8 protein-coding genes and 2 tRNA genes are annotated in these 13,003 nt (G+C 61.4%); 3 read left to right on the top strand and 7 right to left on the bottom strand.

Going from position 1 to position 13,003, the window contains the following annotated elements:
* Positions 1 to 158 precede the first annotated feature (158 nt).
* Complete coding sequence (locus tag SC318_RS21370) at positions 159 to 1,358, bottom strand: CaiB/BaiF CoA transferase family protein (RefSeq protein WP_320428358.1); 1,200 nt, start codon at positions 1,356 to 1,358, stop codon at positions 159 to 161.
* 146 nt (positions 1,359 to 1,504) lie between these two features.
* On the opposite strand from SC318_RS21370, the gene SC318_RS21365 reads away from it, so the two are divergent.
* Positions 1,505 to 2,047, top strand: coding sequence for a YaeQ family protein (locus SC318_RS21365; protein ID WP_306494476.1), 543 nt, complete (start codon positions 1,505 to 1,507; stop codon positions 2,045 to 2,047).
* 158 nt (positions 2,048 to 2,205) lie between these two features.
* Positions 2,206 to 3,915 carry a single-stranded-DNA-specific exonuclease RecJ gene (gene recJ / locus SC318_RS21360; RefSeq protein ID WP_320428357.1) on the top strand — a complete coding sequence of 570 codons (1,710 nt, stop codon included), beginning with the start codon at positions 2,206 to 2,208 and terminating at the stop codon, positions 3,913 to 3,915.
* A 128-nt stretch (positions 3,916 to 4,043) separates the two neighbouring features.
* Here recJ and SC318_RS21355 read toward each other — a convergent pair whose 3' ends face one another.
* The 4 genes from SC318_RS21355 to SC318_RS21340 all read right to left on the bottom strand — a co-directional run bounded on the left by SC318_RS21355 (position 4,044) and on the right by SC318_RS21340 (position 8,678).
* Entirely contained in the window at positions 4,044 to 5,324 is a 1,281-nt protein-coding gene (locus tag SC318_RS21355) for a virulence factor family protein (protein WP_320428356.1), read from the bottom strand.
* Positions 5,324 to 7,966 (bottom strand): bifunctional lysylphosphatidylglycerol flippase/synthetase MprF, encoded by a 2,643-nt coding sequence (mprF, locus tag SC318_RS21350; RefSeq protein WP_320428355.1) that lies wholly within the window; start codon positions 7,964 to 7,966, stop codon positions 5,324 to 5,326. Before mprF ends, SC318_RS21355 begins: the two co-directional genes overlap by 1 nt.
* Before the next feature lie 279 nt (positions 7,967 to 8,245).
* Positions 8,246 to 8,322 (bottom strand) — tRNA-Met (locus SC318_RS21345).
* A 279-nt stretch (positions 8,323 to 8,601) separates the two neighbouring features.
* Positions 8,602 to 8,678, bottom strand: a tRNA-Met gene (locus SC318_RS21340).
* A 278-nt stretch (positions 8,679 to 8,956) separates the two neighbouring features.
* Here SC318_RS21340 and dinB point away from each other — a divergent pair.
* Positions 8,957 to 10,015: a DNA polymerase IV gene (gene dinB / locus SC318_RS21335; RefSeq protein ID WP_320428354.1), complete on the top strand. Its 1,059-nt coding sequence runs from the start codon at positions 8,957 to 8,959 to the stop codon at positions 10,013 to 10,015.
* Positions 10,016 to 10,162: 147 nt separating this feature from the next.
* Here dinB and SC318_RS21330 read toward each other — a convergent pair whose 3' ends face one another.
* Positions 10,163 to 11,116: a hypothetical protein gene (locus SC318_RS21330; RefSeq protein ID WP_320428353.1), complete on the bottom strand. Its 954-nt coding sequence runs from the start codon at positions 11,114 to 11,116 to the stop codon at positions 10,163 to 10,165.
* A gap of 20 nt (positions 11,117 to 11,136) precedes the next feature.
* Entirely contained in the window at positions 11,137 to 12,852 is a 1,716-nt protein-coding gene (locus tag SC318_RS21325) for a proline--tRNA ligase (RefSeq protein ID WP_320428352.1), read from the bottom strand.
* Positions 12,853 to 13,003 lie beyond the last annotated feature (151 nt).

Below are 13,003 nucleotides of genomic sequence, written 5' to 3'. Positions count from 1 at the left end.
CTACATTTCGCTCTGTCAGAGGTTTTAACAGCAAGAGCAAACATTGTGCTCCGGTGTTTGTGGCTTGTTGTACTGGTCTTTGTAGATCACGTTTAACCCCGAGTTGTCTCCCCACTCCTCGGGGTTTCTTTTTGCCTGGAATTTGGCGCGACACGCCCTCAGATCGCGCCGTCCGCACGCAAGCGGGCGATGGCTGGCGCGTCATAACCCAGGGCGCTGAGCACCACAGTGTTGTGCTCGCCCAACTGCGGCCCCACCCATTCACAACTGCCTGGCGTGTCCGACAGTTTGGGCACGATGCCCGGCATTTTAAAATCCTTGCCGCCCGGTAACCGGGCGCTGAGGAACATCTCCCTGGCCAAAAATTGCGGGTCACCCAGCATGTCTTCGGCACTGTAGATGCGGCTGGCGGGCACTTGGGCCGCGTTCAGTTGCGCCATGACCTGCTCCAGCGGCAGGCCGCTGACCCAGCGGTCGATCACCCCGTAGAGCTCGTCGCGGCGGCTGTCACGCCCATCATTGCTGGCCAGCGCCGGGTCGCTCGCCAGGTCGTCGCGGCCGATGGCGGCCATGAAGCGCTTGAAGATCGCATCGCCGTTGGCGCCGATCTGCACGTGTTTGCCGTCCGCGCTGGTGTGAATCGAGGAGGGGGTAATACCGGGCATGATGTTGCCGGTACGTTCGCGAATAAAGCCGAACACGTCGAACTCGGGGATCATGCTTTCCATCATGGCAAAGATGGCTTCGTACAGCGCCACATCCACCACCTGGCCCAGGCCACCGTTGACCTCGCGATGACGCAGCGCCATCAGCGCGCCGATCACCGCCCACAACGCCGCAATCGAGTCTCCGATGGAAATCCCGGTGCGCACGGGCGGGCGATCTTCAAAGCCGGTGATGTAGCGCAAGCCGCCCATGGACTCGCCCACCGCGCCAAAGCCCGGCTGGTCTTTCATCGGCCCGGTCTGGCCGAAGCCCGAGAGGCGCACCATCACCAGGCGGGGGTTGAGTGCGTGCAGGGTTTCCCAGCTCAGGCCGAGCTTTTCCAGCACGCCGGGGCGGAAGTTTTCGATCAGGATGTCGGCGTTGGCCAATAACTGCTTGAGGATCGCAAGGCCCTCGGGGTGCTTGAGGTTGAGGGTCAGCGACTGCTTGTTCCGCGCCTGCACGAACCACCACAGCGAGGTGCCTTCGTACAGCTTGCGCCATTTGCGCAATGGGTCGCCGCCGTCGGGGGATTCGACCTTTATCACCTCGGCGCCGAACTCCGCGCAGATCCGCGAGGCAAACGGGCCGGCGATCAACGTGCCGAGTTCGATGACTTTCAGGCCTGCAAGCGGTTTGGCGTTGGGCGACATGGGAATCCTTACATGCATGGGGCAGTGGTGTTGCCTTTTAACACAGGCCGCCGTCCCAGGGATAAGGGGGATGCCGCGCAGTATTCGTTCAATGGCCTCGCCATCGGTTAGACTGGCCGCCTTTCCTTGTCTTTAGAAGCCCGTTCATGGCCCAGCCGTCCACGACCTACAAATTCGAACTCAACCTCACCGACCTCGACCGTTCGGTGTACGAGAGCGTCAAACAGACTATCGCCCGCCACCCTTCGGAAACCGAAGAACGCATGACCGTGCGCCTGCTGGCCTACGCCCTCTGGTACAACGAGCAATTGGCGTTCGGCCGTGGCTTGTCGGACGTCGACGAGCCGGCCCTGTGGGAAAAGAGCCTGGATGATCGGGTGTTGCACTGGATCGAAGTCGGCCAGCCGGATGCAGACCGTCTGACCTGGTGTTCGCGCCGTACCGAACGCACCAGCCTGCTGGCCTATGGCAGCCTGCGCGTGTGGGAAGGCAAGGTTGTGCCGGTGGCCAACAACCTGAAAAACGTCCACATCGCCGCCGTGCCCCAGGAGATCCTCGAGACCCTGGCCAAGGACATGCCTCGCGTGATCAAGTGGGATGTGATGATCAGCGAAGGCACGATCTTCGTCACCGACGACCGTGGCCAGCATGAAGTGCAACTGCAATGGCTGGTGGGCGGGCGTGATTGAATCTGTGGGCGGGGGCTTGCTCCCGATAGCTGAGTGTCAGCCAATGATGGTGTGACTGGCCCACCGCTATCGGGAGCAAGCCCCCTCCCACATTTGATCTTCATAGCGTTTTGAATTGTCGTTCAACCGTTGTATCAGTGAGAAGTTATCCCCACCGTATGCGTATTGATCCCCGTCCCTTGCCCGCCGTCCTGCCATTTCTCGGTGAATTGCCGCCGCTGCTGACCCGTCTCTACGCCGCACGCGGGGTGCAATCGCAAGCTGAACTGGACAAGAGCCTGGCGCGCTTGATCCCCTATCAGCAGCTCAAGGGCATCGATGCCGCCGTCGACCTGCTGGTGACGGCGCTGGAGCAGCGTCAGCGTATCCTGATCGTCGGTGACTTCGATGCCGACGGCGCCACTGCCAGCACCGTCGGCACTTTGGGCCTGCGTTTGCTCGGTGCCGCCCATGTCGATTACCTGGTGCCCAACCGTTTCGAGTATGGCTACGGCCTGACGCCGGAGATCGTCGCGGTGGCGCTGCAGCGCGAGCCGCAGTTGCTGATCACCGTGGACAACGGTATCTCCAGCGTCGAGGGCGTGGCCGCGGCGAAGGCGGCGGGGCTGAAGGTATTGGTCACCGATCACCACTTGCCGGGCGATGAACTGCCGGCGGCGGATGCGATCGTCAATCCGAACCAACCAGGCTGCGAATTCCCCAGCAAGGCGCTGGCCGGCGTGGGCGTGATCTTCTACGTGTTGATGGCCCTGCGTGCGCGCTTGCGCAGCCTGGGCTGGTACGACAGCAGCCCGCAGCCGAACATTGGCGAGCTGCTCGACCTGGTGGCCCTGGGCAGCGTCGCCGACGTGGTGCCGCTGGACGCCAACAACCGCATCCTGGTGCATCAGGGGCTGGAACGTATCCGCGCCGGCCGTGCGCGCCCGGGGATCAAGGCGATCCTGGAAGTGGCCAAGCGCGACCACGCCCGCATCACCTCCACCGACCTTGGCTTCATCCTCGGCCCACGGCTCAATGCCGCCGGACGCCTGGACGATATGAGCCTGGGCATCGAATGCCTGCTCACCTCGGACATCGCCGCGGCGCGGGAAATGGCTGCGCAACTGGACGGCATGAACCAGGACCGCAAGTCCATCGAACAAGGCATGCAGCGCGAGGCCCTGGCGCAACTCAAGGATTTGCCGGTGGAGTCGATGCCGTTCGGCTTGTGCCTGTTCGACCCGGAGTGGCACCAAGGGGTGATCGGGATCCTGGCGTCGCGCATGAAAGAGCGCTATTTCCGTCCCACCATCGCGTTTGCCGATGCCGGTGATGGCCTGCTCAAGGGCTCCGGGCGTTCGGTACAAGGCTTTCACATCCGTGACGCGCTGGCGGTGGTCGCCAGCCAGCACCCCAACCTGATCGCCAAGTACGGTGGGCACGCGATGGCGGCGGGGCTGACACTGCCCGAAGCGAATTTCCCCTTGTTTGCCCAAGCCTTTGATGCCGAAGTGCGTCGGCAACTGCGCGAGGAAGACCTCACCGGTCGCCTGCTCACCGACGGCACCCTCGCGGTGGAAGAGTTCCACCTGGAACTGGCCCGCGCACTGCGCCATGCCGGCCCCTGGGGTCAGCACTTTCCCGAGCCGTTGTTTCACGGCGTGTTCCAGTTGGTGGAGCAGCGGGTGGTGGGTGAACGGCACCTGAAGGTGGTGCTCAAGAGCGAATGCGGGTCAGTGAAGCTCGATGGCATCGCGTTTGGCGTAGACCGCGAAATCTGGCCGAACCCGACGGTGCGCTGGGTGGAATTGGCCTACAAGCTGGATGTGAACGAGTATCGCGGCAATGAAACGGTGCAGCTGATGATTGCGCATATCGAACCGCGTTAGATCCAGACACTGCAATACACATGTGGGAGGGGGCTTGCCCCCGATGGCGGAGTGTCAGTCACTGTTGATAGGACTGACCCACCGCTATCGGGAGCAAGCCCCCTCCCACATTGGGTTTTGTGTATTACTTACTCGGCTTTGGCCTGGTGCTTGACGATGATATCCACCAAGCGCTTGGCCAGCGCCGGGTAGTTCTCATCGAAGTGATGCCCGCCAGGCAGTTTCATGGCTTCGCCCACGGCGGTCTTGTCGGTGCAGCCGCTCTCGTCGACTTCCTCGGCGCCGTAGATGCACACCACCTTGTCCGCGGGCAGCTTGGCCATTTCCGGGCCGGTGGCGGCTTCTTTGCCGGCGTTGCCCAACCAGCCTTCCACTTCAATTTCAAAGCTGCCGGTGCGGGCGAAGGCCAGCAGGATGATCGCGTCGACCCGTTGCTGCTCGTTTGCCGGCATGCGGTTGTAGATCGCCGGCAGTACGTCGGCGCCGAATGAGTAACCGGTCAGCACGAAGCGCTTGGTGCCCCATTTCTGCCGATAGTGCTGCATCAGCTCAGTAAGGTCCTTGGCGCTCTGTTCCGGGCTCTTGTGCTGCCAGTAGTAGCGCAGGGTGTCGATGCCGACCACCGGATAGCCGATCTTCGCCATCTCGCCCGCCACGTCGCGGTCAAGGTCGCGCCAGCCGCCGTCACCGGAGAGGAACAGGGTCACGGTGTCCTTGGCCTGGCCTGCTGGCACCTCCACTACTGGAATCGCCAGGCCGCCGTTGTCCGAACCCACCAGTTGCTTGCGCAACTCGTTGTTCAGGACCTGCGGGTAATGAATGTCGTAATCGCTGATGCTGGTGGTGGCACGCGGTGTGTCGCGTACGAAACTGGCGCTTTCATCGTCAGGGTTGTCGTTCCAGGCCACCAGCCAGTTGCCATGGGCGGCGGTTTTCGGCAGCGGGTCGTTGCAGCCTTCCTGTTTCAGGGCGAAGCCGACGGAGATGGCGTTGGCCTTGTCGTCGTTCTGGGTGGCCAGCCAGCGCCAGGCAAGCGCCGCGCCAGGGCCGATGCCGCTGACCAGGGTCGCCGAGCCTTTAAGCTGGGCCAGGGCGCCTTGCAGGGCTTGTTCCTGAAGTTTGCAGTCTTCCTTGGGCAAGACCACCTGGACGATCTGTGCCGAGCCGCCCTGGCTCAAGGCGATCAGCTGGCTGTCGGTGAGGGTTTCGTCGGCCATCGCGGCCACCGCCACGCGGGCTTTCGCCGTGCTGGCCGGGGTCACGCGGGTCATGACTGAGCCGTCGGCCTGGGGCAATTGCTCCAGGGTCGGCTGCGGGGCAGGGCGGTTCCAGTACCAGTAGCCGCCGCCCAGGATCAGCGCAAGCAGCACCACAAAGGCCAATACATACCGCCAGGAGCGTCGAATCATCAGCGTTTCACCAATCCAGTCAAGCCGCCCGCGATCAGGGCGGCGGTGTCGGCCAGTGCCACCAGCGGATCAAGTCCTGCGGGCACGGCCATATAACGGGGTTCCCAGTCAGGCTGGAACTTGTCTTTGAAGCGGCGCAAACCTTGGAAGTTATACAGTTGCTCGCCACGGCGGAACACCATCGAGCCCAGACGCTGGGTCAGTGGCGCGCCACGCCGTGGTTGCAGGCCCGACAACGGCACCATGCCGAGGCTGAAGCGGGCGTAGCCGTGGTTCTTATAATGTTGAATCAGACCGACCATCATGAACTCCATGGTCAGCTTCGGCGCGTCCGGGTGGGCGCGCATCAGGTCAAGACTGGCCAGGTCATGGTTGTACGTCTCGAGCAGGTTGGCAAAGGCCACCGGTCGCCCTTCGAAGCGAATGATCGCGATACGAAAGTGCTTGAGGTAGTCGTCGCTGAAGCGGCCCAGGGAGAAGCCTTTCTCGCGCACATTCTTACCGGTTAGCCAGGCGTCCGAGATAACTTTTAATTCATCCATCGGCGCCGTGCCCGGTTCGCAGATTTCCAGGGACAGGCCGTCCCGGGTGCCACGGTTCCAGGTGTAGCGCAGATCCTTCATTTCTTTGCCCTTGGCTTCCAGGTCAAAGCGTTTCAGATCGACACGGGCTTCTTCGCCCAGCTTGATCGCGGTGAGCCCGATGTCCATGTAGTACGGCAGGTTCTCGGCGCGTACTTGATAGAACACTGGCCGTGCGTGGTGGATGTCGCAGAGGTCGCGGAACTGCCAGATCATCTCGGCGCGCGGTTGAGTCGGGCCAATCGGATCGTACAAGGCCACCAGGCTGCGCCCGCGACGGGCATACATCAGGAAGGCTTCGTCGTTGGGGTGGAACAGCAACGCCTTGTCGCCGGTCAGCGCCAGGCCACCATCGGGTTGCGAAGACGCCATCAGGATTTTGGAGGCGCGCTCGAGTTCTTCCGGGGTTGGCAGATGGATCACCGGGCGCGCGGTACGCAGCAGCCAGGTCAGCGACACGATCACCAGCAATACGGCGGCACCCAGCAATGAGCGCAGGCCGCGCGGGGCGTTGGCATCGAGGGTGAACTGCCACCAGAGTTGATGGCTGTAGGGCACGTCCTGATAGGCGAACAGCAGCAGCCAGATCGACGCACCCAGCACGCACACGCTGGCCACCAGGTACAGCGGCGAGAACGGCAGTTCGGTCAAGCGGCTGGCGCGGTAGAACGAGCGTCGGAAGATCGCCAGCAGCACGGCGGTCATGGTCATCAGGCTGGCTTCTTCCCAGTCGAAGCCCTTGAGCAGTGAGAGCAGGGCGCCGACCAGCAGCAACACCATGGTCAGCATCCAGGCGGCCGACAAACGTCGACGCAGGCCCTGGGCCAGTAACAGGCACAGCACGCCGATCAGGCTGGCACCGAAGTGCGAAGCGTCAATCAGGCGGTGGGGAATCAGGAAGCCAATGTTTTCCAGGCGTGAATCGATCTCCGGCGTGGCGCCGGAAAACAGCAGGACCACGCCTGACAAAAAAACCAGTACGGCCAGCACCGGTGCCGCCAGGCCCGAGGCGACCCGCAGGCTTTGCTGAGTCTGGAACAGGCGCTGGGCCTCGTTGACCAGCAGAAAGATGCAGGCGATCAACAGCGGCAACACCACATAGATCATGCGGTACAGCAGCAGCGCGGCCGCCAGTGGCGCGGCGCCGAGCTTGTCGGCGAAGGCCGCCAGCAGGATCGCTTCGAAAACCCCCACGCCGCCCGGTACGTGGCTGAGCACGCCGGCGGCCAGGGCCAGCAGGTACACCAACAGGAACGGGCCGAAGGGCGGAGCTTCTGGCAGCAGCATATAAAGCACGCCTGCCGCAGCGGCGACGTCCAGTGCGGTGATGATCAACTGCAGGAACGTCAAGCGACGGCCAGGCAGGCGCAGGGTGCGACGCCCGACCTTGACCAGCAGGTTATCCGGGTAAGGCTGCTCCGGCAGGCGACGGCGGTAGATACCGATGCACAGCATGGCCGACAGCAGCAGCACCGCGGCGGCGACCCCACCGAGCAGGCTTTGCGGCAAATGCAGGTAGGTCGAGGCCGCCGGCAAGTTGCTCAGCGTGGCCAATGCAGCCAGTGGCGGCAGCGCACAACCCAGCGCCAGGCTGGCGAACACGGTCATGTGGGCGACTTCCGAAGCGCCGATGCCGTGACGTGCGTATAAACGGTAGCGCACCGAACCGCCCGAGAGCATCGACAAGCCAATCGCGTTGCCGATGGCGAAGGCGGTGAAGCCCCCCAGGGCCAGGGTCTTGGCGGGCAGCTTCACACCGGCATAGCGTGCGCCGGAAAATTCGTAGCCCAACAGAATGATGAAGCCGGCCACCCCTGCCGCAAATGCACCGAGCAAGGCCGGTTTAGGCACCTCCAGGATCGAGTCGTGGAGGGCGTAAAGGTCGAGCTCCAGCAACAGGTGCCGACAGGCGATCAAGGCAATGGCAAACAGCAGCAGCGTGACGGCCAGGCCGATGGGCTGACGGTATTTGCTCAACAGATCCAGCCAACGCAAACGGGTGGGAGGGATCGGTTGTTCCGCTGTGACGGTGTCTTGTGGTTCAGACGAGTTGGCGCGCATCAATCACCTCGTGGATTGTGCGCGACAGGATGGAGGTATCCAGCCAAGTTACCAATCCCTATGGACAAAATAATTACAAATATTAACGCGGATCACCGAGTGCGGCGACTGCGGCCATTGGTCGTAGAGGGTAGTGCTTGAGCACTGAGCATAGCGTGCAATGAGATGGACTCTACAAACCGTCTACGGTTTCATGAAAGATGCCATGCCATTGTTTCAGAAGAACTTTTTCACCGGATACAAAAAAGGCCACTCTTTCGAGTAGCCTTTTTTGATGTTTGGTTGCGGGAGCCGGATTTGAACCGACGACCTTCGGGTTATGAGCCCGACGAGCTACCAGACTGCTCCATCCCGCGTCTGTGGGCGGCATTCTACAGTCCAGCGCCGAGGTGTCAACCGTTAATGAGCCGATGGCTCAAATTAGTGTGATTTATTCAAAATCAAGGCCTTGGCACCGCCCATTGTAGGAGCGAGCTTGCTCGCGAAGAACGCCAACGATAACGAAGCGCTTCAGGTAGCCAGCGGTATCTTGACGTCTTTCGCGAGCAAGCTCGCTCCTACAAGGCGGAGGGGTAAAAACAGGCGCGCACAAAAAAGGCCACTCTTTCGAGTAGCCTTGTTTGATGTTTGATGTTTGGTTGCGGGAGCCGGATTTGAACCGACGACCTTCGGGTTATGAGCCCGACGAGCTACCAGACTGCTCCATCCCGCGTCTGTGTGTCGGCATTCTACAGAGGAACGCGAGCGTGTCAACCCGGAAACCGAAAAAAAGCGCTTGTGCTTCAAGCGGTTAGCGCTCCGAGACAAGCGCTTGAAGGGCGCGAAGCCAGTCAGGCAGAGGCTTTCAGCTCTATTGGAAGACTGAATTCGATTGAGAAAATACATTCATCAGCGATATTTCCTACCGCTCAGATGGAAGATTCAAACTACTGGTGCTATATACAGGGGTGAATGCGATACTGGGCACCCGTTGATCCACACCCCGTTTATATGACGCAGCGCAAAATCATCCACGTCGACTGTGATTGCTTCTACGCCGCCATCGAGATGCGCGACGACCCGAGCCTGGCGCAAAAGCCCCTGGCAGTCGGCGGCTCGGCAGATCGGCGGGGCGTGATCGCCACGTGCAATTACGAGGCGCGGGCCTACGGGGTGCGCTCCGCGATGTCATCCCGTCACGCGTTGAAGTTGTGCCCGGACCTGACCATCGTCAAGCCGCGCTTTGACGCCTATAAAGAGGCGTCGAAGGAAATCCAGACGATCTTTCGCGACTACACCGACTTGATCGAGCCCTTGTCGCTGGATGAGGCCTACCTCGATGTCTCCGACAGCCCGCACTTTGGCGGCAGTGCCACGCGCATCGCCCAGGACATCCGCCGGCGCGTATCCAACCAATTGCATATCACCGTGTCTGCCGGCGTGGCGCCCAACAAGTTTCTGGCCAAGATCGCCAGCGACTGGAAGAAGCCCAACGGCCTGTTTGTAATTACCCCGGACCAGGTCGAAGCGTTCGTCTCCCAGTTGCAGGTAAGCAAATTGCACGGGGTCGGCAAGGTCACCGCCGACAAGCTGGCGCGGCTGGGCATCGAGGACTGCCTGCAATTGCGTGACTGGAACAAGCTGGCGCTGGTGCGCGAATTCGGCAGTTTTGGTGAACGGCTCTGGAGCCTCGCCCGTGGGATCGATGATCGGGTGGTGCACAACGACAGTCGGCGGCAGTCCCTCAGTGTGGAAAACACCTACGATGTGGACCTGCCGGACCTTTCCAGCTGCCTGGCGAAGCTGCCTGAGCTGATGGAAACCCTGGCCGGGCGCATGGCGCGAATCGACAGCAGCTACCGCGCAGGCAAGCCGTTCGTGAAGGTCAAGTTTCATGACTTTACCCAAACCACCCTGGAGCAGGCGGGGGCAGGGCGGGACCTGGAAAGTTATCAACAGCTGATGACCCAGGCGTTCAACCGTGGTGGAAAACCGGTGCGGTTGCTGGGGATTGGGGTGAGGTTGCTGGATTTGCGCAGCGGTAATGAACAGCTGGAGTTTGCCTGGTAGAACCGGGATTAAAAAAATGTAACAGATAAAAATGTGGGAGGGGGCTTGCCCCCGATTGCAATGTGTCAGTCAGTACACCTGACACTGACACACCGCTATCGGGGGCAAGCCCCCTCCCACATTTGATCTGCGGAAAATTTTGAGAACTCAGCGTGCCCCTGGGTCTGCCACCAACCGCCCTGCATCCTTGGCCAGGGCCTGCAAAAACTCCTGCTGCAACTCCGGATCATTGCGCGTCAGTTCGATCAGGCTTTGTTCCAGCTCGCTGGCTTCTTCTTCCAGGCCCAGCTCCGAGAGGCGCTTGACCCGGTGCACCCACTGGCTCACTTCATCGTCCTCGAGGTCGTCGAAAATCAGGCCGTGGGCTTCCAGCAATTTGCTGCGCAGGGTGTTGCTGATTGCCAGGGTCGAGTCGGTGTGCACATCGTCCTGGCCGTCTTCCACGCTGATCTTCAAGGTGGTGACGCGGTTGAGGTCCTGCTCGGAAAACGGGCTGTCCAGCAGGTTCAGGCGCAGCACGCCGTCGCGGTCGGTGGTCAGGTCATGGGTCTGCCTGCCAGCGGTGACCTGCACCGGGCGTTCGCTCCAGGGCAGGCTTGAATATTCCAGGCGCTTGTCACGCTGGACTTCATCGATACCCGCGAGGTTCTGTTGCGCACGGCCGTGGGATTGCACGTTCATGAACGGGTTGATGCCGTCCACGCCATAGCTCAGCCAATCGCGCGTCATGCTGGCAGGCAGGTTGCCGAGGGCGAAGATGTTCACCACGTTGGCGCCCGCGCCGGCCACCAGGGCCACGGCACCCAGGGGCATCTCATAGAGTTTGCGCCAGGGCTGATAGGGCGTGTAGCGGTCGTAACGCCGGGTGACTTCGAATTCGGTGACTTCGAAGGTCTTCTGCTCGTGAATCCGAACCCGACGTTGCGGCAGCTCCAGCACTTTGGGCTCGCCTACATCGATCTGCAGGCTGTGGTCGAGCAACTTACGCTCGACCCGCTCCTCGTGCTCACTGCGTTGCGACATCTGGTTGGCGCAGCCGCTGACCAGCAGGGCGCCGCACAAGGCGGCGCCCCCCAGGGCTCTGGTGTTTCGCTTGAACATGACTTCTCTTGATCTGGTTTTCAGCGACGAATACGCGCCTGAAGGAAAGACAGCACGTCAGCCACCGGCAACGGTTGGGCTTGGGCTTCGGTCCGGCTCTTGTATTCCAGATTGCCATCGGCCAGACCGCGGTCACTGACCACGATGCGGTGGGGGATGCCAATCAGTTCCATGTCGGCGAACTTGATGCCCGGGCTGGTTTTCTTGTCCCGGTCATCGAGCAGCACTTCAAAACCGGCAGCCGTCAGTTCGGCATACAGTTTGTCGGTGGCTTCGCGCACTTGCTCGGTTTCGTAGCGCAACGGCACCAGCGCCACCTGGAACGGTGCCAGGGCGTCGCTCCAGATGATGCCTTTCTCGTCGTTGTTCTGCTCGATGGCGGCGGCGACCACACGGGACACACCAATGCCGTAGCAGCCCATGTCCAGGGTGATCGGCTTGCCGTTCTCGCCCAGCACTTCGCACTTCATCGCTTTGCTGTACTTGTTGCCCAGCTGGAAGATGTGCCCGACTTCGATGCCGCGCTTGATCTCCAGGGTGCCCTTGCCGTCCGGGCTCGGGTCGCCGGCCACGACGTTGCGCAGGTCGGCCACGGTCGGAACCGGCAGGTCGCGTTCCCAGTTCACGCCGAAGTAGTGCTTGTCGTCGATGTTCGCGCCGATACCGAAGTCGCTCATCAGCTCGACCGAGCGGTCGATGATGATCGGCAGCGGCAGGTTCAGCGGGCCGAGGGAACCGGCGCCGGCGCCGATGGCGTCACGCAGTTCGGCATCGGTGGCCATGACCAGCGGGCTGGCCACGCCAGGTTGCTGGGCGGCCTTGATTTCGTTGAGCTCGTGGTCGCCACGGATCACCAGAGCGATCAGCTTGCCTTCTTCTTCGGCGCGCACGATCAGGGTCTTGATGGTCTTTTCAATCGGCAGATTGAATTTTTCCACCAGGGCCGCGATGGTCTTGGTGTCTGGGGTATCGACCAGGCGTAGTTCCTGCGTCGGGGCTGGACGCGAGGTTTCCCGTGGGATGGCTTCGGCTTTTTCGATGTTCGCCGCGTAGTCCGAACCGTTGCTGAACGCGATATCGTCTTCGCCGGACTCGGCCAGCACGTGGAATTCGTGGGAGCCGGCACCGCCGATGGAGCCGTTGTCCGCTTCAACCGGACGGAATTTCAGGCCCAGGCGCGTGAAGATATTGCAGTAGGCCTGGTGCATGCGGTCGTAGGTCGCCTGCAGGGAAGCCTGGTCCGCGTGGAACGAATAGGCGTCTTTCATGATGAATTCACGGCCGCGCATCAAACCGAAGCGTGGGCGGATTTCATCACGGAATTTGGTCTGGATCTGATACAGGTTCAGCGGCAACTGCTTATAGCTGCTCAACTCGTTGCGCATCAGGTCGGTGATGACTTCTTCATGGGTGGGACCTGCGCAGAAGTCGCGGCCGTGACGGTCCTTGAAGCGCAGCAGCTCGGGGCCGTACTCTTCCCAGCGCCCGGATTCCTGCCACAGTTCAGCCGGTTGAGTGCTCGGCATCAACACTTCCAGAGAGCCGGCGGCGTTCATTTCTTCACGAACGATGGCTTCGACCTTGCGCATCACCTTCAAGCCCATGGGCAGCCAGGTGTACAGGCCAGAGGCCAGCTTGCGGATCATGCCGGCGCGCAGCATCAGCTGATGGCTGATCACAACCGCGTCGGAAGGCGTTTCTTTCTGTGTGGCGAGCAAATATTGACTGGTACGCATGGTAGGCCGTTGTCGGTTGCTTGGACTTGAAATGACTTGGGATTGTACGGGCGGTTGCTGCTGGAGTACAGGCGTGACATTGCGCGGGGATCTGACTGACTGTGGGAGATCCAATGTGGGAGGGGGCTTGCTCCCGATAGCGATGTGTCAG

The organism is Pseudomonas sp. MUP55, assembly GCF_034043515.1.
In the GTDB taxonomy this organism is placed as follows: domain Bacteria; phylum Pseudomonadota; class Gammaproteobacteria; order Pseudomonadales; family Pseudomonadaceae; genus Aquipseudomonas.
This window is presented reverse-complemented; position numbering and strand designations above follow the sequence as displayed.